Origin of the sequence: Rhodococcus sp. NPDC057529, from assembly GCF_042802055.1 — a bacterium.
Classification (GTDB): domain Bacteria; phylum Actinomycetota; class Actinomycetes; order Mycobacteriales; family Mycobacteriaceae; genus Rhodococcus_F.
This window is the reverse complement of the sequence record NZ_JBHVEY010000012.1, coordinates 160,594-186,377: the sequence shown is the minus strand read 5'-3', so window position 1 is coordinate 186,377 and position 25,784 is coordinate 160,594. Positions and strand designations below refer to the sequence as shown.

At 65.7% G+C, this 25,784-nt stretch carries 23 protein-coding genes; 11 read left to right on the top strand and 12 right to left on the bottom strand.

Annotation, left to right across the window (positions count from 1 at the left end; all coding sequences use genetic code 11):
* Nucleotides 1-314 precede the first annotated feature (314 nt).
* From ACFU5V_RS24340 to ACFU5V_RS24330, 3 genes are all read left to right on the top strand, one after another.
* On the top strand, nucleotides 315-563 hold the full coding sequence (locus ACFU5V_RS24340) for a hypothetical protein (RefSeq protein WP_378435617.1): 249 nt from the start codon (nucleotides 315-317) through the stop codon (nucleotides 561-563).
* A 179-nt stretch (nucleotides 564-742) separates the two neighbouring features.
* A complete protein-coding gene (locus tag ACFU5V_RS24335; protein WP_378702597.1) occupies nucleotides 743-1,690 on the top strand; it encodes a DUF808 domain-containing protein in 948 nt (315 codons plus the stop codon).
* 136 nt (nucleotides 1,691-1,826) lie between these two features.
* Nucleotides 1,827-2,243 (top strand): hypothetical protein, encoded by a 417-nt coding sequence (locus tag ACFU5V_RS24330; RefSeq protein ID WP_378702595.1) that lies wholly within the window; start codon nucleotides 1,827-1,829, stop codon nucleotides 2,241-2,243.
* A gap of 10 nt (nucleotides 2,244-2,253) precedes the next feature.
* On the opposite strand, the gene ACFU5V_RS24325 is transcribed toward ACFU5V_RS24330, so the two are convergent.
* The gene (locus ACFU5V_RS24325; RefSeq protein ID WP_378702593.1) at nucleotides 2,254-2,646 is read right to left on the bottom strand and encodes a barstar family protein; all 393 of its coding nucleotides are present in this window, start codon (nucleotides 2,644-2,646) and stop codon (nucleotides 2,254-2,256) included.
* 79 nt (nucleotides 2,647-2,725) lie between these two features.
* Nucleotides 2,726-2,914, bottom strand: coding sequence for a hypothetical protein (locus ACFU5V_RS24320; protein WP_378702591.1), 189 nt, complete (start codon nucleotides 2,912-2,914; stop codon nucleotides 2,726-2,728).
* A 654-nt stretch (nucleotides 2,915-3,568) separates the two neighbouring features.
* Here ACFU5V_RS24320 and ACFU5V_RS24315 point away from each other — a divergent pair.
* The 4 genes from ACFU5V_RS24315 (at nucleotide 3,569) to ACFU5V_RS24300 (ending at nucleotide 7,932) form a co-directional block, all read left to right on the top strand.
* Nucleotides 3,569-4,801 (top strand): nitrate/nitrite transporter, encoded by a 1,233-nt coding sequence (locus ACFU5V_RS24315; protein ID WP_378702589.1) that lies wholly within the window; start codon nucleotides 3,569-3,571, stop codon nucleotides 4,799-4,801.
* Between the two features lie 38 nt (nucleotides 4,802-4,839).
* Complete coding sequence (locus ACFU5V_RS24310) at nucleotides 4,840-5,601, top strand: cysteine hydrolase family protein (protein WP_378702587.1); 762 nt, start codon at nucleotides 4,840-4,842, stop codon at nucleotides 5,599-5,601.
* 527 nt (nucleotides 5,602-6,128) lie between these two features.
* Nucleotides 6,129-7,331 (top strand): NAD-dependent formate dehydrogenase, encoded by a 1,203-nt coding sequence (locus ACFU5V_RS24305; protein WP_378702585.1) that lies wholly within the window; start codon nucleotides 6,129-6,131, stop codon nucleotides 7,329-7,331.
* Nucleotides 7,332-7,419: 88 nt separating this feature from the next.
* The gene (locus ACFU5V_RS24300; protein WP_378702583.1) at nucleotides 7,420-7,932 is read left to right on the top strand and encodes an HPP family protein; all 513 of its coding nucleotides are present in this window, start codon (nucleotides 7,420-7,422) and stop codon (nucleotides 7,930-7,932) included.
* A 96-nt stretch (nucleotides 7,933-8,028) separates the two neighbouring features.
* Here the strand turns inward: ACFU5V_RS24300 and ACFU5V_RS24295 are convergent, their stop codons facing one another.
* The 7 genes from ACFU5V_RS24295 to ACFU5V_RS24265 all read right to left on the bottom strand — a co-directional run bounded on the left by ACFU5V_RS24295 (nucleotide 8,029) and on the right by ACFU5V_RS24265 (nucleotide 16,831).
* On the bottom strand, nucleotides 8,029-8,955 hold the full coding sequence (locus ACFU5V_RS24295; protein ID WP_378702581.1) for a LysR family transcriptional regulator: 927 nt from the start codon (nucleotides 8,953-8,955) through the stop codon (nucleotides 8,029-8,031).
* A gap of 406 nt (nucleotides 8,956-9,361) precedes the next feature.
* Nucleotides 9,362-9,790: a hypothetical protein gene (locus ACFU5V_RS24290; protein WP_378702579.1), complete on the bottom strand. Its 429-nt coding sequence runs from the start codon at nucleotides 9,788-9,790 to the stop codon at nucleotides 9,362-9,364.
* Nucleotides 9,791-9,926: 136 nt separating this feature from the next.
* Complete coding sequence (locus ACFU5V_RS24285; RefSeq protein WP_378702577.1) at nucleotides 9,927-13,367, bottom strand: protein kinase; 3,441 nt, start codon at nucleotides 13,365-13,367, stop codon at nucleotides 9,927-9,929.
* A 383-nt stretch (nucleotides 13,368-13,750) separates the two neighbouring features.
* Nucleotides 13,751-13,963: a hypothetical protein gene (locus tag ACFU5V_RS24280; protein ID WP_378702576.1), complete on the bottom strand. Its 213-nt coding sequence runs from the start codon at nucleotides 13,961-13,963 to the stop codon at nucleotides 13,751-13,753.
* Nucleotides 13,956-14,291, bottom strand: a complete 336-nt coding sequence (locus ACFU5V_RS24275) for a hypothetical protein (protein WP_378702575.1) — start codon at nucleotides 14,289-14,291, stop codon at nucleotides 13,956-13,958. Before ACFU5V_RS24275 ends, ACFU5V_RS24280 begins: the two co-directional genes overlap by 8 nt.
* Entirely contained in the window at nucleotides 14,288-15,544 is a 1,257-nt protein-coding gene (locus ACFU5V_RS24270; RefSeq protein WP_378702706.1) for a LuxR C-terminal-related transcriptional regulator, read from the bottom strand. The genes ACFU5V_RS24275 and ACFU5V_RS24270 overlap by 4 nt, the downstream gene beginning before the upstream one ends.
* Before the next feature lie 672 nt (nucleotides 15,545-16,216).
* Nucleotides 16,217-16,831: a helix-turn-helix domain-containing protein gene (locus ACFU5V_RS24265; RefSeq protein WP_378702572.1), complete on the bottom strand. Its 615-nt coding sequence runs from the start codon at nucleotides 16,829-16,831 to the stop codon at nucleotides 16,217-16,219.
* Between the two features lie 642 nt (nucleotides 16,832-17,473).
* On the opposite strand from ACFU5V_RS24265, the gene hxlB reads away from it, so the two are divergent.
* Nucleotides 17,474-18,055: a 6-phospho-3-hexuloisomerase gene (gene hxlB, locus ACFU5V_RS24260; RefSeq protein ID WP_378702570.1), complete on the top strand. Its 582-nt coding sequence runs from the start codon at nucleotides 17,474-17,476 to the stop codon at nucleotides 18,053-18,055.
* A gap of 49 nt (nucleotides 18,056-18,104) precedes the next feature.
* Nucleotides 18,105-18,734, top strand: a complete 630-nt coding sequence (hxlA, locus tag ACFU5V_RS24255; RefSeq protein ID WP_378702568.1) for a 3-hexulose-6-phosphate synthase — start codon at nucleotides 18,105-18,107, stop codon at nucleotides 18,732-18,734.
* A 109-nt stretch (nucleotides 18,735-18,843) separates the two neighbouring features.
* On the opposite strand, the gene zwf is transcribed toward hxlA, so the two are convergent.
* Nucleotides 18,844-20,355, bottom strand: coding sequence for a glucose-6-phosphate dehydrogenase (gene zwf / locus ACFU5V_RS24250; RefSeq protein ID WP_378702704.1), 1,512 nt, complete (start codon nucleotides 20,353-20,355; stop codon nucleotides 18,844-18,846).
* 229 nt (nucleotides 20,356-20,584) lie between these two features.
* On the opposite strand from zwf, the gene gnd reads away from it, so the two are divergent.
* Both gnd and pgi read left to right on the top strand, forming a co-directional pair.
* A complete protein-coding gene (gene gnd / locus ACFU5V_RS24245; protein ID WP_378702566.1) occupies nucleotides 20,585-21,484 on the top strand; it encodes a phosphogluconate dehydrogenase (NAD(+)-dependent, decarboxylating) in 900 nt (299 codons plus the stop codon).
* 3 nt (nucleotides 21,485-21,487) lie between these two features.
* Nucleotides 21,488-23,146 (top strand): glucose-6-phosphate isomerase, encoded by a 1,659-nt coding sequence (gene pgi, locus ACFU5V_RS24240; RefSeq protein ID WP_378702564.1) that lies wholly within the window; start codon nucleotides 21,488-21,490, stop codon nucleotides 23,144-23,146.
* A gap of 205 nt (nucleotides 23,147-23,351) precedes the next feature.
* Here the strand turns inward: pgi and ACFU5V_RS24235 are convergent, their stop codons facing one another.
* Entirely contained in the window at nucleotides 23,352-24,302 is a 951-nt protein-coding gene (locus ACFU5V_RS24235) for a DMT family transporter (protein WP_378702562.1), read from the bottom strand.
* 1 nt (nucleotide 24,303) lies between these two features.
* Nucleotides 24,304-25,284 carry a nitrilase-related carbon-nitrogen hydrolase gene (locus ACFU5V_RS24230; protein WP_378702560.1) on the bottom strand — a complete coding sequence of 327 codons (981 nt, stop codon included), beginning with the start codon at nucleotides 25,282-25,284 and terminating at the stop codon, nucleotides 24,304-24,306.
* Nucleotides 25,285-25,784 lie beyond the last annotated feature (500 nt).

The window sequence follows — 25,784 nt, the reverse complement described above, 5'->3', positions numbered from 1 at the left end:
TGATCGTGCGTAGCCACTGGAACCAATGTGGCCGCCACCACAGCGCGAGGGAAGGGATGAGCACCTTTCCTTACAGTCGCTTTAGACGACACCGCGGCGCGTGCCGCGGAACGGTGCCCGCGCGGTGCTCGTCTGGATCAACACCGGTGCCCCGTCCGGCAACCCGTTCGTCATGCGCTGACGTCGACCGGCAGATGCGCTTCCGCACAGGGGGTGGGTAATGCGCACCCTTGGGTGGCTGTCGACCGGGTCCTTCCGGGGGCAGTGTTGGTGTGGCCAAGGAACACTCGCCCCCACACCAGCAAGGACTCCGCATGTTTCGCCACACCGCCATTCGCGCCGGCCTGATGTTCGCCGCAGTCGCATTCTCCGTCACCGGCGCGGCCGGAATCGCGCACGCCATGCCCGCCTCGACGGGCGGTGACGTCGCCGTCACCTCGCAGTCCGACCGTGACAACCGCGACCGCGATCGGCGCGACCGTTTCGACGACGACGCACAGGGCGCTATGTGCGAGGGCCAGGCCATCGTCGACCACCCCAGCTGCTCCTCGCTGCCGTACTGACCCCCGATCGAGGTGACACGACGCCGCTGCCGCATTCACTGCGGCAGCGGCGTATCGTCTACGCAAGGTAACCCCACGGCACTACCGGTTGTGCAGGGCCACCGATTCGGTACCGTTCGTCTCGACCCGCGACCGCGGGTCATGAGATCGGCACACATCCGAACTGTGGGAGGTTTTTCGTGGCTGGTGGACTCGTCGCCCTGTTGGACGACGTCGCGGCACTCGCGAAAGCGGCCGCGGCATCCATCGACGACATCGGAGCCGCGGCCGGCAAGGCCAGCGTCAAGGCAGCGGGAGTGGTCGTCGACGACACCGCCGTCACCCCCCGCTACGTGCACGGGTTCTCTCCCAATCGCGAACTGCCCATCATCCGCAAAATCGCAGTCGGGTCGATCCGCAACAAACTCCTGATCATCCTGCCGGTGGCGATGATCCTGAGCGAGTTCCTGCCCCAGGCGCTGCCGTACCTGCTGATCGCCGGTGGTCTGTTCCTGTGCTTCGAAGGAGCCGAGAAGGTCTACGAAGCACTCACCGGCAACCATCACGAGGCCGCGGGCGCAACCGAAGGGCAGAGTGGACCCGAATTCGAGAAGACCATGGTCAGCGGCGCAATCCGCACCGACCTGATCCTGTCCGCCGAGATCATGGTGATCTCACTGTCCTCGGTCGAGGACGAACCGTTCCTCACCCGGCTGCTGGTGCTCGTCGTCGTCGCGATCCTCATCACCGTCCTGGTGTACGGAGTGGTCGCCCTGATCGTGAAGATGGACGACGTAGGCCTGGCGCTCGCCCAACGTAAGTCCTCGTTCAGTCAGCGGATCGGTCGAGGACTCGTCGCGGCGATGCCGAAGGTGATGGCCGTGCTCACCGTGGTCGGGATCGCCGCGATGCTCTGGGTCGGCGGCCACATCCTGCTCGTCAACATCGGCGAGGCCGGATTCCACTGGCCGGCCGATCGCCTCCACGATCTCGAACACTGGTTCGGCGATCTCGTCGATGGCGGCGTCGGCGGCGTTCTGTCCTGGACTGGCGGGACCGTCGTGTCCGCGCTCGTCGGGCTCGTCGTCGGCGCGATCGTCGTCCTGATCATGCACCTGATCCCGAAGCGGAAGAAACGCGCAGACTGACCGAGGTGGCCGACACCGCCCCAGTTGCTCCGACCGACAACGACGCACACCCGAACCCGGCTCGCAGCAGACACTGACGGTCTTCGTCGACGACGAACCCGTCCCCGCGCACCGTCTCTGGCACCCCGGTGACACCGTGACCACCACACTCTCGTGGCTCGACGAGCAGCATCTTCCCGCCGAGATCCGATCACTAGCCGAAGAGCGACCGGACGGCTCCGGCAGCGGAGCGTTCTACCTCGACAGGTACCCGGGGTCATCGACCGCGCACGTCGTGTCCGTGCGCGGAGTGGTCGCGTCGATCGAGGTCGTCGCGAACCTCGCACTGAGCACCGACGACGGCTGGAAATTGTTACCCGGCACCGTGCAGATGTGGTGCGTGCCCGACACGGGCACGTGGCGCTTGCCGAATCTGCAGTGTTCGGTACCCGGCACCACCGGCGACCTCAGGTTCATCGAACACCACGAATTCTCCGAGCGCTACGGTGTCGCCACACCGACCTTCCGTCGGGATTCCCGGTACTTCCGGGTGGTTCTCTACCTCGCCCAGTGAGCGCCACCGCCTACCGAAGGTCGAGTCGCACGTCCCGGAACTCGAAGATGTCGACGACCCAGTCGAACGCCGTGGGACCGTCCTTCCGCAGAGCGCGTTCGAGATCGGCGCGCACCCTGTCCCGGTTCGTCGGGTGGCACTGCGCGAGCCGTCGCTCGAGTTGCCGCGCAGTCTCCGTGTAACCGAGTGCCTCGCGGGATTCACTGCTGTTCTCCCACACGAAGTAGAAACGGCCGTCCTCGGGTGTGCCGTATCCGCCCGTGAGACAGTCGGCGAAGGCATCCAGGTTGCGCCCGAAATAGCCGCCTTCGCCGCGCACCGCTTCTCCCGCCAACGTGAAGACGTCGTCGAGCGTGCGAATGCGTGCACCGTCGATCACGTACGTCACGGGTTCTCCGGTCATGGTTCGATCATTCCCCACCGGTGGATCCACTTTGATATCTATTGACAATGACTGCGCCGATTCCTCCTGGCTGGCACCCTTATCCGCAGGGCTCCGAGAACCGGGTCCGTTGCACGATGCGCTGAGCGGGTACGAGTCCGTGGACGACGAACGGGTTTTCGGTGAGGACTTGCCGGACCGTGGCGGCGGTGTCGGCGGTGTCGGCGGTGTCGGCGTCGACGATGATGAAGGCACCGGAGTCGTCGCCGTAGGGTGCGCAGGTGATCACGGTGCTTGTCGACGAGATCGCCAAGTACTATCGCCGGCCCACCGGCGTGATCGATCAGACACCGTCCCATTCGAGGTCGAGCAGCCGCGTCACTTTCTGCCGTTCAAGGTCAGCGGCTACGACGGGCGTCGTTTGGAGTGCTGCGAGGCGGGTTCGGCGGACGCAGGGGCGTTCGTGAGTCGCCCACGGCCGTAACTGTCACCGTGCTGCCGGGAGTCGTATTCCACACCGCGAACCGGTTGGCTCCCGACCGCCGCGCCTCGCTCGTCGCGCAGTCGGCGAGGGAGCACCGTCGGCGAGCCTACGGCAGCATTCCCGGAATTTTCATTCGCAAAACGAACAAGTTTTCGAAAGAACTTATATTTGACTGAAGTCTTGTGACCAAACCCACAGGATGCATATAGTCGTACTTAACTTCTTGCATCGCGGCGTGACCGGAGCGGCAATGCTCAACCGAGGAGAACCTAGTCATGACTCAGCCCGACGACGTGCTGGATCGGCTGACCCTACGGACGACGTGAGTCACAGGCGCTGACCCTCGAGTCGCCGCGATTGATGAAGTGCCACTACGCGAGTGCTTCGTATCGAAGTGCGCTCCCCCAACCTCACCAGCGGTTGCCGCGAAGGCAATAAGGCCCGACGGAAGGAACCCCATTGACGACAATTGACGGTAGCGACGTCTACCAGGCCAGGTGGCGAATGCTCGCCTTGCTTGCGCTCGGGTACGTGAGTCTGACGCTGAACTGGTTCAACATCGCTTCGGCGTTCACGCCCATCAGTGACGACCTCGGCGTGACGTTCGCGCAGCTCGCGATGCTGATCGCGCTGTTCGTCCTCGGCTACGGCGTCGCCCACGTGCCGGGCGGGATCCTGGCCGCCCGCTACGGGATGAAGCGGACACTCGTCGCCGGCATGCTGCTACAGGGCGTGGGCGCAATACTGTCCGGTTTTGCGATCGGCTTCATCGACCTTGCCCTGTACCGAGTGATCGCCGGTGTCGGCGCTTCGATCGTCATTGCCGTGGGCGTCGGGGCCGTGAGCGTGTGGTTCCGCGATCGGGAGATCAATCTCGCTCTGGGCGTCACCAGCGGTGCTGCGTTCAGTACCGGTGTGATCCTGGGCCTGTACGCGTGCATCTACCTGACCGAGGCCGCCGGATGGCGAGGAATGCTCATCATCTGCGGTGTCCTCAATATTGTGCTGGCGGCGGCGGTGGCATCGTGGTTCAGGACCCCTCCGGGGGTGGGCGGGTTGGCCGGCGGAAAGATCAGCCGAGCCGGGCTCGTCCAGGCGTTGGTCGACAAGCAGTTGTGGATCTATGGAATCGCCATGGTCGGTGTCTACGGTGCCTATTTCACCGCGTCGCAGCTGCTGGGGACGTATGCGGTCGAACAGCGCGGGTTCACGGCCGGTGAAGGCGGAATGCTGGGTGCAGTGTTTGCTTTCGCCGGAATTCCGGGAGCCCTTATCGGAGGCAAGATTTCGGACCTGATTCGGAACTACCGGGTGGTGATCGTCGTTCCGCTGTTGGCAATGGGCGGCCTGCTCGCCGCGATCCCCGTCGCACCCGACTGGGTGTTGTGGGGAGTCTCCTTCGCGGTCGGTTTCCTCTTCTGCTTCAGCTTCCCGGCCTGGGTGTGCGTGCCGGCGGCCGTGTCGAAGGTCGATCCGGAGCAGGTCGGAACCGCTGTCGGTGTGATGCTGACACTCGCCGCGGTGGGCGGATTCGTCGTCCCGGTCGTATTCGGGTACGTGGTGCCGGAGTTCGGGTTCGGGGTCGGATGGACTGCTGTCGCCGCGATCTCGTTGCTCACCGGCGTCGTCGGACTCGTGGGAAAGAAGCGGGCTGATCATCCCGTGCTCATCGAGACGGTCGCAGCCAGCTGACCGACGACTACCATCGAAGGACTAGGAAAGAACGCCAGATGAGCACAAGCAACGACCTCGTTCATTTCGTCTACGGCGAGCCTCGACCGCTCGATACCGACGGCAAGTTCGCACGCTACTTCGCCGGTCGCACCGCGATCGTGTCCATCGACATGCACGACGGACACCTCTCCGAGGATCCGGACTGTCCATGCCCGGCGCCGCGCGGCCGGGACATCATCGACAGCGTCGACGAGTTTCATCGCGCCGCACGCGCGGCCGGGATTCCGGTCATCCACGTGCGCTCGGAACTTCGGCCATCAGGTGCCGACGACCTGCGGGGACAGAGCCCGAGCGCATGGCGCCTGACCTTCACCGAACACGTCGGCGAGATCCCCGGGGTAGCCGAGCATGCACTCTCCGGGAGCAGGTGGACCACCCTCTCCACCCAGGTCGAGCCCACTGACGAGATCGTCACCGGCAAGAAACGCCTCTCCGCCTTTTACCCCACCGACCTGGACTTCTTGCTTCGGCAGATGAGTGTCACCACAGTCGTGCTGGACGGCATCATGGCTGATTGCTGTGTCCTCAACACCGCCTTCGACGCCTCCAACCTGGGCTACCGGGTCATTGTGGCCCGCGACTTGGTCCGTGGGACCGACCAGAAACTCGAGCGCGCCGCTCTCGACATCATGTCGCTGCACCTCGGCCTGGTGATGGATGCGGCGGACCTCCGCAGTATTTGGGCGGACACCGAACCGTCATCAGGTGCCGCGGCGGCGGCCCGTGACCGACTGCAGCCGCTGGCCCCGCGGAGATGAGTCGTTGACGACGAACTCATCCACGCCGCCGTGATGATGCGGGTACCGATCGGATACGTCCATGCCAGGCCGGAACCAGCGGTGTCCCCGGAATCGGAACCTCACCGCGGCGTGCTCCCTGGCCGGCAGTAGCGACACGGCCACGGAGATGTCGCTCGTTTCATCACCGAGACCGGGTTGTCGACATGGCCCGCCAATGACATGAGGCGGCGATTCCGCTGGTTGGGGCGCTTCGTCGTGCTTCGCCGAAACATTTACGCTCGCTGTCGAATTGATAGGCCCCGCCGATGACGTCTTCCACAGAAAGAATTGGCCGCGACCGAGGCGCCCATGCAAAAATTCAGTCCACAGGTTCGAGATCGCTTCCCGGACAATGACTCGGAGATCTTCCCTTCGTGGCAGATCCTGGTCCGCTGGACCCGGGAAGCGGGAATCAATTACTGGGCCTTGGTCGCTCGAAGATCCTGACCGTGGGCATCACTCCGCCGGAGAACCCGCCCGCGGAACCTAGAGGAGAAGGAAAAGAAATGGCAAAAGTACTCTGCGTCCTGTACGACGACCCGGTCGACGGCTACCCGAAGACGTATGCGCGGGACGACCTGCCGATCGTCGAAAAGTACGGCGACGGGCAGACCTTGCCGACACCGACCGGTATCGACTTCGTCCCCGGCACCCTGCTCGGCAGTGTGTCCGGTGAGCTGGGTCTGCGCAAGTACCTCGAAGCCAACGGCCACACCCTGGTGGTGACCTCCGACAAGGACGGCCCCGATTCGGTCTTCGAGCGCGAGCTGGCCGACGCGGACGTCGTCATCTCCCAGCCGTTCTGGCCGGCCTACCTGACCGCCGAGCGTATCGCCAAGGCCCCGAACCTGAAGCTGGCGCTGACAGCCGGGATCGGTTCGGACCACGTCGATCTGCAGGCCGCGATGGACCGCGGTGTCACCGTCGCCGAGGTCACCTACTGCAACTCGATCAGCGTGGCCGAGCACGTGGTCATGATGGTCCTCGGCCTGGTCCGCAACTACCTGCCGTCCCACGACTGGGTGCGCAAGGGTGGCTGGAACATCGCCGATTGCGTGACCCGCTCCTACGACGTCGAGGGCATGCATGTCGGCACGGTCGCCGCGGGCCGGATCGGGCTCGCGGTGCTGCGCCGGCTCAAGCCGTTCGGTATGCACCTGCACTACACGGACCGGCACCGCCTGCCGGAGTCGGTGGAGAAGGAACTGGGCCTGACCTGGCATCCCACTCCGGAGGACATGTACCCGGACTGCGACGTCGTGACGCTGAACTGCCCGCTGCACCCGGAGACCGAGCACATGGTCAACGACGACACGCTGAAGCTGTTCAAGCGCGGCACGTACCTGGTCAACACCGCGCGCGGCAAGCTCTGCGACCGCGATGCCATCGTCCGGGCACTCGAGAACGGCCAGCTCGCGGGCTACGCCGGGGATGTCTGGTTCCCGCAGCCGGCCCCGCAGGATCACCCGTGGCGGACCATGCCGCACCACGGCATGACCCCGCACATCTCCGGCACGTCGTTGTCGGCGCAAACCCGCTACGCCGCGGGCACCCGCGAGATCCTCGAGTGCTTCTTCGAGGGCCGGCCGATCCGCGACGAGTACCTCATCGTCGACGGCGGGGCGCTGGCCGGTGTGGGCGCGCACTCCTACAGCGCGGGCAACGCCACCGGCGGCTCGGAAGAGGCGGCGAAGTTCAAGCAGGGCTGATCAGCCCGCAGTAGAGACTGCAGGCGGTGCCCGGGCGCCCGGGTGATGCGTCCGGGCACCGCCTCCGGCGGTCGCGAAGGAGACTGGAATGACAGACGTTCAGCCGACGACCGTGGCGACGGTCGGGCGGGCACAGGCAGGATGGGCGAGGCTCGGCATCCCGCTGGTCGCGGGGGCGGGGGGCTTCGGTGCGATCTTCTTGTTGGCGCAGACGGAGGCGAGCCTGCACACCCTGCTCCTCGTTGCCCCGTTCGGCGCAACCTGTGTGCTCCTCTTCGCGCTCCCGCAGAGCCCGCTGGCGCGTCCGCGCAACGTCATCGGGGGCCACCTGCTGTCCTCGCTGATCGGCGTCGCCATCCTCGCCGCGTTCGGCCCGGGTCCACTGTCGCTGGGCACGGGTGTCGGTATCGCGATCGTGGTGATGATGTTGACCGACACGGTGCACCCACCCGCCGGTGCCGACCCGATCCTGATCATCGCCGCCGGTGCCTCGTGGTCGTATCTGCTGGCTCCGATCCTCGCCGGGTCGGTCGTGCTCGTCGCCCTGGCGTGGTGCTATCACCGTGTCGTCTCCCGGCGGGAGTATCCCGTGCGGGGTTAGAACGACAGCCGAAATATGGGGTCGTGCAATGTAATGGGGCTGGAGGCGGTCTCGGGAACCTCGGTTTCCGGGGCCGCCTTTGCGCGTGGGTCGAGGTCAGCTGTCGGCCGGCAGGGATTGGCCGTCGAGCAGGTCCCCGATGCGGGCGTTCTGCGCAGTCGTCAGCACCGCGCGTGTCAGCACCGAGCCTGGCTCGACGGCACTGGTCACGAGCGCGATCCGAGCGGTGACGGACGGGCCGTCCAGGCGCAGCGTCCGTGCACCGGCCGGTGGGCGCAGGGTGCGGAGCCAGGTCTGCGGAACGATGGTCGCCCACCGGCCGGTCCCGACGTGCGCGAGCAGCGCGACGATGGAGTCGGTCTCGACCTGCGGTGTCACCGTGAGGTTCTGGGTGGCCAGCGCATCGTCGATGAGTTGACGGCCGCGCATACCGCCGTTGAGCAGGCACATCGGAAGTTGGAGTGCATCCGACCAGCTGATGGTGCCCGAGTGTCCGCTCAGTAATTCACGGCCGGCGATGAGGACCTGCTGCTCCTCGTACAGCGGGGTGACCACCAGGTCGGCGGTGTCGTGTTGATCGGGGTAGATGATCCCGGCGTCCAGCTCGAATCGGCGGATCCTTTCGACGATGTCGGCCGATCGTAGACTCGCTTCGAGCTGTACCCGCACCAACGGGTGCTCGGCGCACAGCGGGTCTGTCAGTAGGGCAACGGTGCTCGCAGCAGCCGGGATCACGCCGAGCCGGAATACACCGGTCAGGCCGGTCTGCAGGGCCGTGACCTCCTGCTTGAGTGCGTCGCGATCGGCCAGAATGCGCCGCGCCCACAGCACGAGCCGCTCACCCTCTGGGGTGAGACCTTCGAATTTCTGTTCCCGGCGGACCAGCGGAACCTGCAATTCGTGTTCGAGTTTGCGGATGGCCTCGGACAGCGCGGGCTGGGAGACGTAGCAGGCGCTCGCGGCGCGGGCGAAGTGACGCTCGCGCGCGAGCGCGACGAAGTACTCGAGCTGGCGGAACAGCATGACCTATTCGACCATGCCCGCACCGGCCCGAGCCCCCCGGTGGTCGATAACGCGGTCGCCGCCGGGCAGGCCGACCGGCGTCGGCGGTCAGCGGTCTCGGTCGCCTGGGTCGTCGCGCGTCGCTGCTCGGACCAGGTAGGCGCCGAGAACGGCCACCAGGGCAGTCATGGTCGCTACGACGAAGGGGGAATCATTCTGTGCGACACCGATGACAACGCCGCACACGCACGCGACCGCGATGAAGACCGCGAATGCTCGCAGATGCGTTCTGAACCGGCCCCTGTCCCTCACCGAGGCGCCACCATCGATCGCAGAGTTGATCCCCGTCCCGACTCGTGTCGGGCCGACGGGCGGGCAGTGCGATCGCACCGGCGCATGGTGTCCTCCCCTCGTATTCGGGCGTTGATCACTCCAGCGTAAAGACCCGGGGCAACCGCGGCCTTACGTACAGCTCGGCTATCAACACCGCTGCTCCCGCCAGCAGCAGATGCACCCCGATCAGTGCCGCGAAGGTACGAGTCCGGGTACTCGGGGCCCCGCCGCTCCGGTCCCCCGACATCGCTTCCGGGGACTCGCATTGCTCGCCGCCCTCCCGCCCGCTCTGCGAGCGCTCGGCGGAGGTACCACCGTCGAACTTCGCCGCGACCGCGGTCCATGCCGGGCACCCCCCACCGGCCGCGTCCACCCTTGGCAGCCAGGGCGACACCAACGCGCACAGAATCAGTATCGAGCTGCCGACGACTACGGCCAGCGAGGTCCAGACGACCCATCCGCGTCGCTCGTGCATGTCCGTGGTCATCGGATCATCTCGAGACGGACTCGATGATGCAGTCATGGGCGTGTGATCCTTACCATAGTTACCGCGGTCCTCCGAAAAGTGTGTTGTTGCAACGGTGACGAGAGTGTTTGTCCGACCGGCGTTCTAGACGACCCTGGCGCGGAGCTCGGATGGCCGAGCTGCCCCGGCACGGTCAGTCGGGAATCGGCTGGAACAGGGGGCGGTGTTCGCGAAGACCCGTCAGCTGGTCGGCGTCGAGCAGCCGGGCGATGGCGGACGCGACCTGGGGGCCGGCGTCGGCCAGTAGTCGGACCAGTCCCAGCGAGGCGCATCTTTCCGCGGCCGGGACGAGGATCTCTTCCGCCTCGCCGTGCCGGCCGCTCTGGATCAGGCACGCCGAGAGCAGCAGACGCGCTTGCAGTGACGCCCGCGGTCTGTCGTGCGTGTCGATGACCTCAACGAGCGCGTGGGCTCGACCGCAGGCGGCATCGAGGTGGGCCTGATCGTGTGTGCGCAGCAGCTGCCGTATCGCGATGGCTTCGACCGTCTGTGCCGTGATCGTCTCGATTCCTACGCCGTGCAGGGACTGGGCAGCGGCGGGTATCGAGGCCGGTATCCGATCGGTGCCGCCGGAGCCGGAGAGGCGGTATCGGGCCCGTTCGTCATCGATGCGGGCGGCCAGGCGTGGGAGGTTCATGGTGTGGGCGATCTTGGCGCCCTCGTCCAAGAGTGTGGCCGCCGCGCCGACTCCTACGGTGACGGCCTTGAGGCGAGCTCCGGTGGCGTAGATGGCGATCATGAAATCCACCTGCCCGATCTCCGATCCCATTGCGTGGCTTTCGTCGAGGAGTCGTTCCGCCTCCTCGATCCGGTTCTGCTCGTACCGCAACTCCCCGAGCAGTGAGCTGGCCATTCTCGCTGCGTGCGAGTGCGGTCCCATCGACTCGCGGGCGGTTCCCAAGGCCTTCACGAAGCTTCGTTCGGCGGCGTCGACGTCGAGTTGTTCGGTGGCGGCCAGGCCGGCGTAGCAGTACCCGTAGACCTGGGTGAATGTGCCTTCGGCGCGGAGGTGGTAGTCGATCGCCCAATCCTGCAGATCCCGTGCGGCAGCGAACTCGAACCGGCAGGTCCTCACGAAGGACTTGATGTTCGCGGCCAGTGAGACCAGCCAGGCGCTGTGTGCGTCAGGGTCGTCCAGACAGCGCGACACGAGCGTGTCGACATTGTCGATGCGATCCATCGTGACGTCGAGGACGCCCTGCACCACATCAGCCAGCACCGACAGCGCCGGATCCGGTGTTCGGGTGAGGAGACTGTAGGCGCGGTCCAGTGCCGATCTGGCTGCTGCCGAGCGGTGCAGGGAGAGATTTGCTTGGGCGATCACGATTTGCAGTCGAGGACGCCTGCCGACCTCCGACGGGGGAAGTTTCTCGACGAGTCCGAGCAGTGAGGCCATCTGACCTCGGGTGACCAAGTTCAGCCCATAGTTTTCGACGAGCGTGACCGCCTGCTCGTTCTCGCCCGCTGCCAGGGCGTGGTCGACCGCTTCGCGCAGCAGGCGGTGGTCGGCGAACCAGCGAAAGGCGAGACGATGAAGCTCGATCTTCCGTTCGGGTTGGTCGCGTTCGAGTCGAGCGCGCAGGAACTCGGTGAAGACGCTGCTGAAGCGGTACCAGTCCCCGTCGTCGTCCGTCCGGTACAGAAACAGGTCGCTTCGTTCCACGTGCTCGAGCAGTGTTCCACCGTATTTGCCCTGGGTGAGGAACTTGGCCAGGTCTGCGCAGATCCGGTCGGTGACACAGATCGACAGGAGGAATTCGAGCAGGGTGGGCTCGAGCGAATCGAGGACGTTCTCGGCGAGGTAGTCGCCGATCGCGCGGTGCCGTCCCGTCATGGCGCCGATGAATGCGGTGACATCGTCGCGGCCGCGCAACGACAACATCGCGAGTTGAAGTGCCGCGGGCCAGCCGTCCGTGGAGCGGACGATCTGCGCGATGTCGGCGGCCGATACCGCCAGTCCTCCCAGTCCGGACAGCAGGTTCTGCGACTCGTCGAAGTCGAATCTGAGTGCACCGGGGTCGATTTCGACGAGTTCGTCGTGGACTCGTGTCCGGCTGAGGGGGAGTCCGGATCGGCTTCTGCTGGTCACGATCAGCTGCAGGTGGTGGCACCCGTTGTCGATGAGGTATTCCAGTGCCGTGATGGCCGCGGTGTCGGTTACCTTGTGCCAGTCGTCGATCACCAGTGCCAGTCGTTCACCACCGGCATGGACTTCGTCGATCAGCGAGGTCATGACGAATCGCTCGGCGTCGTCGGCGTGTTCCTCCAGTGCGCGTACCGATTCTTCGGCGAGGGCCGGCCGTACCTGTCTGATGGCCTCGATGACGTGGGCGAGGAACCAGACCACGTTGTTGTCGTCGCGATCGACCACCAGCCAGGCAACGGGGGTGCCCTGTGCGGTCAGGTGGTTGCTCCATTGCAGCGCCAACGTGCTCTTCCCGAAGCCGGCGGGGCCATGGATCACGACCAACCGGCGGTCCCCTCCGGTGTTCAGAAGATCGATGAGCCGCTGGCGTTCGACCAGACGGCGGAGCGTCTTGGGTGGTCGGTATTTGGTCACGGGTCCGAGGGGCATCGATATCGGACCCGATGGTCCTCGCATGCCTTGGTGGGGCGCCGGGTGTTCCTCGTCGGAGAGAATGTCGTCGATCTTGCGGTCGTCGTCTTCACGCGGGGCGGGCAATGCCATCACCGTGGCCGGGAGCGAGTGTCGGCGCTGGACGAGGCGGAGTTCCTCCCCGAGCTCGAAGGCGGTTTGCGGGCGATCTGCCGGATTGCGAGCGACCGCGCGTTCGATTGCGCTGCAGAGATCGTCGGGAATGTCGCTCCCCCGGAGGCTGGGCACGGGTCCCTGCATGATTCTGAGAAGTTGGGCGACGGCCTGTTCCCCGGATCGGCGTTCGAAGGCAGCGTGTCCGGTGAGCGTGCTGTACAGCGTCGCACCCAGTGCGTAGACATCGGATGCGGCGGTGGGGCTTTGCCCCTCGAGGATTTCCGGTGAGGTGTAGGCAGGTGTCCCGGTAATGATGCTTGCGGAGGTTTCGAAGCCGCCCTCGATCCGCGCGATCCCGAAGTCGGTGAGCGCCGGCTCCCCGTAGTCGGTCAACAGGATGTTCGAGGGCTTGACGTCACGGTGCAGGATGGATGCTCGGTGCGCTGTCTCCAGTGCGCCTGCGATTCGGATTCCCATCCGGAGCGTTGCCTTCCATCCGATCGGACCATTTCGGCGGATCCGCGCGTCCAACGAGCCTCGCTCGTAGAACGGCATGACCAAGTAGGGGTGGCCGCCGTTGGTGATGCCGGCCTGGAGGATCGCCACGATATTCGGGTGTTCCGATAACGCCCCCATTGCTTGCTGTTCGCGCAGGAATCGGGCCCGGCTGTCCCGCCCGATGCCCGATTGGAGGACCTTGATCGCCACGGTGCGCCGGAGTTCAGGCTGGTCGAGCCGATAGACCGTACCGAATCCGCCGTACCCCACGACCTCGGCGTGCTCGAAACCTTCGGCCTCCAACTCCGCCGCGATGCCTCCGATGATGTCCCGTTCGGTTCCGGCCTGATCGGACTCGTCCATGACCGGCCTCAAGCCCCGACTCGACTGCCCCGTCCGACCCCACGGGTGGGCGTGGCGGTGAGGCGATCCGCGCCGATCCTGGCAGGCAGGAATCGAAGACACTCGCACATACGATCACCTCGTCAGGCAGCACGAATAGCTTAGTACCCGGTGAACCGGGATACCACCGTTCACGCGTACTGCCAGGCATGCTGCACGTCGGTGGCCGGACACCGACCAACCCATCAGGCATCGCTCGACCGGGCACACCACCCCTCACTCGCCCACGGATCTCGGGTGAGTGCCACCGAAGTTCCCTGGTGGTGTGCAGTGGCGGATCACAACCCCGCTCTGGGCGCGTTTCTGCTGCCGGCGGCACCCCGCCCGGCGGGCAGCCCGCGCCGCTAGGACGCGGGCTGCGGCAGCGGGCGGGTCTGGTGCGGCGGCGGCGCCGAGACCTCGGCCCAGTACTCGACATTGACGTGGGCGTAGGCGGCCGCGGCCTGACGTGCGATTCCGCGGACGTGCTGCACCAGTGTCGTTCTCGCCGGTGCCTGCGCGCCTCGTCGACCCGCCGCGTCTGCTGAGAGACCGAGAACCGTGCGGATGTCAGGCACTGCGGGCTCCGTGGTCCTGAGCGGGGACGTTGTGCCTGATCTCCGTCCGCACGATGGCGGGCCATCGCGAGCGCATCGCCAGCGTCCGATAATCGGGATGTGTCCGGTTTCGACGGCGCGCGAGAGCCTCACAGACGCGGAATTCGTAGCGTGGCAGTGTCATTCCGAAGGTGATGAGAACTTCCCCGGCGGGCGGGCCACCGTACGGCGCCCATCGCGCGGCGAACCTCAGCAGTTGGTCTTCTTCCTTCGCCAACTCGAACGCGTCTTTCTCGGTGAGCCGGTATTCTTGCTTCCCGGCCAGTGCGTGGTGCATGTTTTCCCTCATCGTTGACTCCTGACTGATGCGAAATTTGTGTTGTAGTGGGCGATTCCGGCTCTTACTCCGATTGCGCCCGCCTCGCTGCGATTGGTGACGTCCAGTTTCTTGAGCAGACTCGCGACGTGGAACTTGACCGTGCTTTCGCTGATCCCGAGGTCGTCGGCGATGGCCCGGTTCCGTTTTCCCCCTGCCAGGTGCGCGAGAACCTCACGTTCGCGCGGATTCAGGGCGGACAGGAGGTGCTCGTCGGGGCGGGCGGCGGGCGGGTCGAGCGGGATGGACAGAAAGACCCGGCTCCCCCAGGAGACGATGGACTCGATGTCGACCCGCCCACCGAGGGTGTGCAGCCGCCCGGACAGTTGCCGGGTGATCGCGTTGCGATCGATGGTGCCCGGGCCCGCGTCGCGTACCTCGATCAACACGTTCTCGCCATCGCAATGCCATGCGATTCGCAGGCGGGTCAGCACCGGTTGCGCCCCGAATGCGAGCACGACCGATCGCACCATTGCCCGTGCCGCGTGCGCGATCTCCCCGGGAAGCGGTCGCCCATCTGCTGGAGGTTCGACGTAGTCGACCTCGACGTCGCGGTGCCGCAACAGCGGGCGCAGTTCGCCCTTCAGTCGCGCGAACGCTGTCGTCACCGCTTCCTCGGACAGCGCCTGGTTCGTGGGCCCGACGGACTGCAGTGCCAGCAGGGCGGCGACGGCGGTCTCGCTGGCGATGATGCGGGAGCGACGGTCGTCGAGGTCGTTGGACCGCAGGGTTCCCAGGATCGATGACAACGTCGCCTCGTGCAGTTCGGTCAATTCCGCGATCGTGCGTGCTCGTTCGCTCGACGCTGCACGGGACTCGGCGAGATAGTCCGGGCTCGCCTGTACCACCTGTTGCCGAATGGACTCTGCGACGATCCCGAAGGTCGCGGCGATCTCGTCGTGCGGTGACCGGTCGGATTGGGGGGACTTCGGAACCAGGACCAGCAGCATGTCGACCTGGTCCCGCACCGCGAGAATTCGGCGAGTGTCGCCGCCGAACCGGGCGGTGGCCTCGCGGACTCCGCCGATGACGATCGAGTTCTTGATCTCTTCGAGTTCCTCGATCGTCACCCGTCCGACGATGTCGGGATCTCCGGCGACTTTCCTTGGGCGACCCGCGCATTCGAGCGTGAAGATCACCAGAGCCTGGTGCGGAGACAATCGCGACAGACACCGGGAGAGACGGAGGGCGACCTCCGGGAGTGGCCCGGACATCACCGCCCTCATTTCCTTCCAAGCTTCGGCCTGGGAGGACGTTTGACCCTCGACGATTACCATCCCAGAATAATAATTCCAATGTCACTGAAAAGGAACCCGGTCGAACGGCTAATTTCCGCTAGCCGGTGAGGGAGGTAGGACGCAGGCCTCGCTCGAGCGCGCGGCCGCGGAGTCGCTGAAACATGCAGCAGTGCACGCCGAATTGACCTTCTCCGAGACAGTTGGCGGGACAGTTCGGGGACCGCCGGACCGCGCGAGGATCCGGGCCGCCCGAGTCGATGCGGCGGGCGCGACCTCACGCGGATGTCGGCGAGATTCCACGCCCCGATCACCGAGCACATACGTGCCGCGCCGTCGCGGCTGGCCGCGGCTGCGGGCGGCGGTGCACCGTGTACTGCGCGCACGTCTGCACCAGAATTCCCGCAGGTCGCGGGCCTGATCACAGAGTTCGGTTCCGGACCGGTTCTCCGGCGCCGGCCGAGGAGGCAGTGACGCCTCGACCGCCACCGTTCAGGGTGTCGTCACGGCGTGGCGCGTGGACCCCGCCCGCCGCGGCCCGCGCGGCGGCATATGAATGATCACTGCCCGTAGGACCGACGCCGACAGCGTCCCGCCGCAGCGCGGCCGGATCGGGTGGCGGCGTCCCGCCACGGCGGACTGGAGGGCAGGAGTCACACCAGGTCAAAGGCGTGAAATGTTCAGCCAGACCGCTTTCGCCGGAGTGTCTCCGGTGTTCTTCATCAGATGGCGCGACTGGGTCGAATACTGAACCGCGTCGCCCGGCGCGAGCGGGTACTCCGCTCCATCGATCTCCACCGAGATGGTGCCCGAGAGATTGATGCCGTACTCGACGCCCGGGTGCGTTGTCGCGGCACCCGCGCTCGCCGTTCCTGGCTCGAAGTCGTACACATAGAATTCGAGCCGCATATCCGGATCGGTAATGGCCAGGGTTCGACTGGCACCGCCACTGGTCAGGTCACGTCTCTGGTCTTCGTGTCTCACGACGGGATCCCCGGGACCGGCGGCTCGGAACAACGCGGTGATGCTGATATCGAGAGCCTGCGCAATCGCATGAATTGTCGCGACGCTGACTCCCGTCTGCCCACGTTCGACGGTGGAGATCATCGACGCACTCAGACCGGTGGCCGCGGCGAGATCATGGAGGGTCAGGTTGTGGAGCCTGCGGTAATGACGGACCCGCTGACCCACGCTGAGGAGCACCTCGTCGAGCGAGTCGTCTGCCGCGGCGGGCTTGACGATCCCGTCATCAAAGGTCGACCGTGTATCGGTGGCCATGCGCCTCTCCGCTCCTCGTGACGCCCGGGTGGGCCGATGGTGGATCCAGTAATTATGCACCGAGGGTGAAAGTACTACGTCTCGAGTGCACCCGCGAGGTAGGCGGGAGGTAGGCGGGAGGCGCCGCTGAGGACGGCAAACAACCCACCGTCCCGGGCTTTCTACGCTCCGACCGCCAGTTCGCAGGCCCCACCGCCCGCGGTCACCGCTCGCAGATCCGCCCGTTCCGGGGCCCGGGAGGTCTTCGCCCGGCGCCCGGAAGGTTCGGTCCCTCCCCCGTCGAGCGGTGCCGAACTGTTCACCGATCCGGAGCAGTCGACTGTGCTTGTCAGGTAACGCAACTCCGGTCGGCCTCGACGCAGATGCTCTGGCGCACAGCTTCCCTCGCCCTGACGCCGGGGACAGGGTCGGGCATGAGGCCGGCGCAGGTGCCTCTACCCCGCCGACCGGGTACGGCGGACACCCACCACGATTGCCGGCTCCCACCGATAGCGGTTCCGACTTCGTTTCTCGGGCAACATCACCGACTTGCCTGCACTGGCCGATCGGACAGCGCGCACTATCCGGCCGAGGAGGTGACCGCGAACGGTCGGAGCGGCAGCCTTGTCCTCACACCCAGAACGGCTATCACCGAGGAGGATCATGACCGTCACCGTCGAGCAGACTCGCACACGGTTCAATGACGGGCGCCGCATCGTGCTCGACGAGAACGCGCGACTGCTCAATTCCGTTGCCGGCGAACAGTGGGACCGTGCCGGCGCGTTGATCACCTCTGCTCGGGCGGTGTTCGTGATTGGCAACGGACGCAGCGGCCTGGCCGTGCAGATGGCCGCGATGCGGTTGATGCACCTCGGTCTGCGCGTCCATGTGGCCGGTGAGGTCACCGCCCCTGCCGTCGGCGCCGGGGATGTGCTGATCGCCGTGTCCGGGTCAGGCACCACTGCCTCGGTGGTCGGTGCCGCCGACACCGCGAAGAAGGTCGGCGCGTCCGTACTGGCTGTCACCACCGCCCCGGACTCGCCGCTCGCCCGGTGCGCCGACGAGGTCCTGCTCCTGCCCGCCGCCGACAAGCAGGACCACAGCGCCGCCATCACCGCGCAGTATGCGGGCAGCCTGTTCGAGCAGTCCGTCCTCCTCGCCTTCGACGCGCTGTTCCAGGCGCTGTGGCACAGCGTCGATCAGACCGCCGAGCGGCTGTGGGAACGGCACGCCAACATCGGCTGAACCTCCCGCGCCCCCAATCCCCCGAAGTTAGAACAACCAGGAGAAACACATGACGAAGCTGCAGGTAGCAGTCGACCTTCTCACCACCGCCGACGCGCTGGCCCTGACCAACAAGGTCGCCCCGTACGTCGACATCATCGAGCTCGGTACCCCGCTGATCAAGAGCGCCGGCCTCAGCGCCATCAGCGCGATCAAGGCGGCGCACCCCGACAAGGAGGTCTTCGCCGACCTCAAGACCGCCGACGCCGGCTTCCTCGAGGCCGACCTCGCGTTCGAAGCCGGCGCCGACCTGGTCACCGTCCTCGGTGCCGCCGGTGACGCCACCATCAAGGGTGCCGTCGAGGCCGGCCAGAAGCACGGCAAGAAGGTCGTCGCCGACCTGATCGGTGTCGACAACCGTGTCGAGCGCGCCCGCGAGATCGCCAAGCTCGGTGTCGCGTTCGTCGAGATCCACGCCGGACTCGACGAGCAGGCACAGCCCGGCTACTCGATCCAGAACCTCCTCGACGACGGCAAGATCGCCGGCGTGCCGTTCTCGATCGCCGGCGGCGTCAAGGTCGACACCATCAAGGCCGTCCGCGACGCGGGCGCCGACGTTGCGGTCGCCGGTGGCGCCATCTACAGCGCCGCCGACCCGGCCGCCGCGGCGAAGGCTCTCAAGGATGCCCTCACCAAGTAGCCACACCAGAACGGAAGGCCCTGAACACGAAAGTGTTCAGGGCCTTCCGTCGTCGGGGGGAGGAAGTGCATCGGTGGTGGGGTTCGGATCCTGTCCGAACCCCACCACATCAGAGTGAACGCCACGCCCTTCCGGCCTGGGCCAGAACCCGGTCGGCGGAGGCCGGCCCGGCCGAGCCGGCCACGTAGACGTCGGGGCGTCCGTGCTCGGCCCAGTGCTCGAGCAGTGGATCGATGATCCGCCAGGAGCACTCGACTTCATCTTGTCGGGGAAACAGGGTGGCGTCCCCGCGGAGCACGTCGCAGATCAGCCGCTCGTAGGCCTCCGGTGCCGGGTGGTCGAACACCGACCGGAAGTCCATCCCGAGGCTGACCGGCTGAATGTTCATGCCGCCGCCCGGACGCTTGGCGCCGATGTGCAGTTCGATGCCGTCATCGGGTTGTACCCGGAAGACCAGGACATTGGAGAATCCGGCGACGCGGGCGGCGGCTGATCCATGGGACGGGGGTGTGAACGTGACTGCGATCTCGGTAGTCCTGCGTGCCAACCGTTTTCCGGTACGGATGTAGAACGGCACCCCCGCCCACCGGCGAGTGGTGATCCCGACGGTCAGGGCGGCGAAGGTCTCGGTGGTCGAGTCGGGCGGAAATCCGATCTCGTCGGTCAGACCGGGCACCGGAAGTCCGCCGTCGACCCCGGGCCCGTACTGACCGCGCGCGGAGGTGTGCTCGAGGGGGCCGAGAAGTTCGGTGGCGGAGAGAATCTTCACCTTCTCGGCGGCGATGCCCTCGGCGTCGAAGGTGACGGGTTCTTCCATCGCGATCAACGCCAGCAGTTGCAGCAGGTGGTTCTGAATGACGTCGCGGGCGGCGCCGACACCGTCGTAGTACCCGGCTCGCCCGGTCACCCCGACGTTCTCGGCCATGGTGATCTGCACGTGGTCGATGTGCCGGTTGTTCCACAACGGCTCGAACATCCCGTTCGCGAAACGCATCGCGAGGATGTTCTGCACCGTCTCCTTGCCCAGGTAGTGGTCGATGCGGTAAATCGAGTCCGGTGAGAAGACTTGCTCGAGGGCAGCCCCGAGCGCCCGTGAGCTGGGCAGGTCGTTGCCGAACGGTTTCTCCACCACCACGCGCCGCCATCCCCGCACCGGCCGGTTCAGACCGGTCGCGGCGATCTGATCGCACACCGTGGCGAAGACCGACGGGGGCACCGACAAGTAGAAGACGTAGTTTCCGGGCTTCCCGCTGCGGCAGTCGAGATCGGCGAGCACCGCCGCCAACCGCTCGAACGCGGTGGTCTCCGCGAAAGACCCCTCCACCACGTGCAGGCGTGTCATCAGCGACTTCCACACGAGAGGATCGAATGGTGTGCGGGCATGGGCGATCACCGACTCCCGCAGCCTGTCCTCGAGGTTCGAACCGTCCCTGGCGAAACCCACCAGGTCGAAGTCCGGCGGCAACTGGCCGGTGTTGGCGAGATCGTAGATTGCCGGCACCAGTTTCTTTCGAGACAGGTCGCCGGTGATCCCGAAGATGACCAGCGATGCGGGCTCGGCGACCAAGCCCGCTTCTCCCACGAGCACCTCGCCGCCGACTCGGCCGAACGCACCGGCCAGCGGGGACCTCTCCTGCACATCAGACACGGTCACTTTTACTGCACTCCAAACTTGGCTTCGCCACAGGCGTCTTTCGACATTGCGTCGAGTATCAGTCTCAAAGATATTGAACGAGAATGCACTTGGCCGAGCGGCTAGTGCCCGCTCACCAACCGGTCAGGTGAACTACCCGGCGCCGCGCAGTAGACATAGACCCACAAGAAGATCGACGTCGAAAGTGAAGCAGACGATGAAACTGGGACTGGTCGGACTCGGCCGAATGGGATCGAACATGCGCGAACGTCTGCGCGAGAAGGGACACGATGTCATCGGTTACGACCCGAATCCCGACGTCAGTGACACCGACAGCCTCGAAGAACTGGTCGAAGCACTGCCCACACCGTGCGTCGTGTGGGTGATGGTCCCGGCCGGCGACCCGACCCGGAGGGTGATCGAGCAACTCTCCCGTCTCCTCGACCCCGGTGACCTCGTCGTCGAGGGGGGCAACTCCCGGTTCACTGACGACAAGATCCATGCCGCCCGGCTCGCCGAACACGATATTTCCTACGTCGACTGTGGCGTGTCCGGCGGCGTCTGGGGACGTCAGAACGGCTATGCGCTCATGGCCGGCGGCCACGAGGGCGATATCGCCCGGCTGATGCCGATTTTCGACGCGCTGCGCCCCGAGGGTGAGCGGGCGGACTCGTTCGTGCACGCCGGCGGCGTCGGCGCCGGACACTACGCGAAGATGGTGCACAACGGCATCGAGTACGGACTCATGCAGGCCTACGCCGAAGGCTACGAACTGCTCGCCGCCGAAGATTCGATCACCGATGTCCAGGCGGTGCTGCGGGCCTGGACACAGGGCACCGTGGTCCGCTCCTGGCTGCTCGACCTTCTGGTGCAGGCCCTCTCCGACGACCCGGACCTGGCCGCGATCTCCGGCTACACCGAGGACTCCGGAGAAGGCCGCTGGACGGTCGAGGAAGCAATCGCCCACGCCGTCCCCGCCCCGGTCATCTCCGCCGCCCTGTTCGCCCGGTTCGCCTCCCGCCAGGACGATTCCCCGGCGATGAAGGCGGTCTCCGCCCTGCGTCAGCAATTCGGGGGGCACGCGGTCCGCCACGCCGAGCCGGTCGGGATCGGCTGAGCCATGACGACATCCATCGAACCCGGGACGACTACCTGCACCGACTGGCTCAATGCTCGAACCCACTACATCGATGTGGCCGGCAGGCACCTGCGGCAGATGTTTGCCCTCGACCCAGAACGCGGCCGGGATCTGACCGTTACCGCCGGTGATCTGTTCATCGACTACAGCCTGAACCGCATCGACCGGCATGCCCTCCGGCTGTTGACCCGGCTCGCGTCCGCCGCCGACCTCGAGGACAGCCGCGACAGAATGCTGACAGGGGAACACATCAACACCACCGAGGACCGCGCCGTCCTGCATACGGCTCTGCGCCTCCCCCGCGATTCTTCCCTCGTGGTCGACGGGATCGACGTGGTCCCGGAGGTACATCGCGTACTCGACCGGATGGGCGACTTCACTGATGCTGTGCGCAGTGGTCGGTGGCGCGGGGCCACCGGGGAACGCATCACCACGGTGGTCAATATCGGCATCGGCGGCTCCGACCTCGGTCCGCGAATGGCCTGTCAGGCGTTGCGCCCCTATATCCACCCCGAGCTGCAGGTGCGGTTCGTCTCCAACGTCGACCCGGCGGATCTGCTCAGTGTCCTGCACGGTCTCGACCCAGCAAAAACCCTGTTCATCGTCGCGTCGAAGACCTTCACCACCATCGAGACGCTCACCAACGCCGCCGCCGCACGATCGTGGGTCACGGCCCAGCTCGGTGAGGATGCGGTATCGCGGCATTTCGTCGCGGTATCGACCAACACGGAGAAGGTAGCCGAGTTCGGGATCGACCCGGCGAACATGTTCGAGTTCTGGGACTGGGTCGGTGGCCGCTACTCGCTCGGCTCCGCGATCGGATTGCCGGTGATGGCCGCGATCGGCCGGGAGGCGTTCGATGACTTCCTGGCCGGCATGCACACCATCGACCAGCACTTTGCCACGGCACCACTGGACGTCAATGCACCGGTGGTCCTGGGACTACTCGGTTTCTGGTATTCGAACTTCTTCGACGCCGCGACCCGCGCCGTCCTGCCCTACGCGAACGATCTGGGTCGTCTACCTGCGTACCTGCAGCAGCTGGCGATGGAGTCCAACGGGAAATCGGTGCAGGACGACGGTGCCCCCGTCGACACCGTGTCCAGCGCAATTTGGTGGGGGGAACCGGGGACCAACGGGCAACACGCCTTCTACCAACTCCTGCACCAGGGCACCCATCTGGTCCCGGTCGACTTCATCGGGTTCGCCGAACCAGCCGCGGACCTGCTCACGGCTGACGGCGACGGCAGCATGCACGACGTGCTGATCAGCAACCTTCTCGCCCAACGCCGGGTGCTCGCATTCGGACGCACTGCCGAGGAACTCAGAGCAGATGCCGTGTCCCGGGACCTGATAGCGCACAAGACGATGCCCGGGAACCGGCCGTCGACCACCATCCTGGCCCCGAAGCTCACACCCAACATCCTGGGACAATTGATCGCACTGTACGAGCATCAGGTGTTCGTCGAAGGGGCGTTGTCGCGGATCAACTCCTTCGACCAATGGGGCGTCGAACTCGGTAAGACCCAGGCCCTCGAACTCCACAGCGCGGTCAGCGGCCGATCGGATCCGGAGGACCTGGACAGTTCCACCGATTCCCTCCTGCGCTGGTACCAGTTCATGCGTTCCGACAAACCGTGAACCTGCGTGTTCCGGTGAGTGCCGCGAAGGGGTGAACGTGCACCACCCCCCGAATCAGCCCTAAGGCGCTGTTCCGGGGGGGTGGTGCACTCTTCGTCGCCGGGCCGACGCATCGCTCCGGTGTCGGGGCGCGGCACAGCAAAATGGGTTGGTGGCCGGACGTCACCGACGACGCCCGGCCACCAACCCTCTCGAAAGCCCGTCGCTACCCGGGCTCGGCTTCGACCGGTGTGGTGCTGTCCTTCTTGCGGTGCGCCGACGCGGCACCGGAGTTCGGTTTGTTCTTCTGAGCGGTCACCATCGCGACGCCGGCGATGACCAGGATGCCGCCGACCACTCCTGCGCTGCCGGGAGGGGTTCCCATCACGGTGGCGATGATCGCGACGAACAGCGTCATCAGGTTCAAGAGCACCCCGACCTGCACCGGTGGGAGTTCCTTGGATCCGAAATTGTACAGGATGTACGCGACGATCGACGGAAAGATGGCGATGTAGGCCAGCGACCACGCGCCCGCGGACGTGTTCGGAAGCGTGATCCCACCGGTGGCGATGACGAATGGGGTCATGACGATGACCGCGAAGGCGACCTGGATGGTTGTCGCGGTCAGCGGCGGGATATCGGGAGTCCGCCGGATGATGAGCGTGTACGAGGTCCAGGCGATGACCACACCGAACATCCACAGCGCGCCGTGGCTGAATCCCTCGGTGAACATCAGGCTCAGGTGCCCGTCGTAGAGGGCGTACAGCACCCCCAGCAGGGCCAGGACGATCCCGCCGTACGACAGCCGTGTGATGCGTTCACGCAGGAGCACCGCCGCCGCCAACGCGATCAGCACCGGGTTGAAGGCGTTGATGACCGAGGCTTCGTAGCCGGAGGTGGTCATCAGGGATTCGTAGAGCATGAAGCCGTAGCCGACGATCCCGAGCATGCTGAGCACGAGAAGGAACTTCCAGTGGCGCAACACTTCCCGCCATTGAGGTCGTTCGACGAAGTGGGTGATGAGGATCAGCGGGACGACCGCGACACCCCACTTCATGAACATCAGGCTCAGGATCGGCATCGAGGTCGCCGCGGCGCCGCCGAATTCGTAATTTCCGGCCCAGAAGAAGTTCGCCGCTACGACCGCGGCGAGTGCCAGGCCGTATGTGCGGGCCATGTCATTGCTCGGGGGCGTCGTGACCCCGGCGCTCGAACAGCGGGGCGAAGAGTTCGGGCCGGTTGTAGTGTCCGGCGAAGTCCGCCACCATCTTGGGGATGACCACGTCCTCGAGGTCGATGTCGACGATGAGGAGTTCGTCATCGGATCCGGAGCCGTCGGCGACGACCTTGCCGGTCGGGTCGATGACGAGGGCGCCCTTCTTCAGGGCGCGCTCCTGGATCAAGAACTCTCGCTGTTCGTCGGTCTCGGCCACGGCATCGATGTAGTTCTCCGGGATGCGGGCCACCGAGGCCACCACAAAGGTCTTGAGCGAGTAGGCAAGTCCGGCACTCGCCGTTTGGATGGCGTGGTGCATCGGGAAGTACGGGTAGAAGTAGGCCGGCCAGGATGACACGTGGACGACCGGGTAGCTCAATGCCGCCGCATACAACCCGAGGGGGTTGGAATTCTCCCCGCAGATCAGCGCGGACACGGTTCCGAAGTCGGTCTTGAACGAGTTCAGGTATCCGGTGTTGCCGGGCGCGTGCACCTGGCGCTCGCCGGTCGTCGGTACGTACTTCTGGTGCTTGCTGACGATGACGCCTTCCCGGTTGATGTGGACGTTGGTGTTCCACATCGTTCCGGTCGCACCGTTGCGGCGCTCGTTGACACCGACCACGGCATTCACGCGTGCTCGTGCGCAGGCGGAGGCGACGGCGCTGATGTGCTCGCCGGGAATCTCCACCGAGTTCTTGAACAGTTCCCGGTCGAAATTGCGGGACTTGGGGCTTTCGCCGAGCGTTTCGTACCAGTTCGGGTAGCTCGGGATGAAGGTCTCCGGGAACCCGATCAGATCTGCGCCCTCAGCGCCTGCTCGTTCGATGAGATCGATCGCCTTGGCGGTCGACTTGTCGAGGTCGAGGAACGCGGGTTCGGCCTGGACGCCGGCCACGCGGATCTTGCGTAGGTTCAGCCGTTCCGGCGCGTCTGACTGAGTCATGACTAGGTTCTCCTCAGTTGAGCATTGCTGCGCCAATCGAGGCCGCGAAGCAAAATTTCAATGTCAGTTGCAATATTCTAGTGGGACTGTTGTCGATGTATCGCGTATTTGTCACCTCTGCGTTACCGATGTCGGCCGAGTGCCGAGGGAGAGTGCCATCGTGCCCGGCTGCAGCGGGGGCGACGATCGTGGCACCGTTTCGTGGGATCGCGGGGCCGCCGGATGCGGACGGAACCTGCCGGTGGGTTGCCTCTGCGACCAATTCTTCGTGCGTGTCCATCCTTCACGATCGCACTGTCCCGAGGTGGCCCGGGGCCGCTGCCGGGCCGGGGATGCGCACCTGTCGGCCGGGAGTCGAACCGGATCGCTACCGGCAGCGTCCTCCGGCGAGGAGGCGCTCAGACCCCGGTCACGGCGTCCGGGGGCGGAGGGGGGTTCTTGCGCCGAGAGGCCCCCCCCCCCCCCAGGGGGGGGGGTCCGGAAAAAAAAAGGGAAGAGAG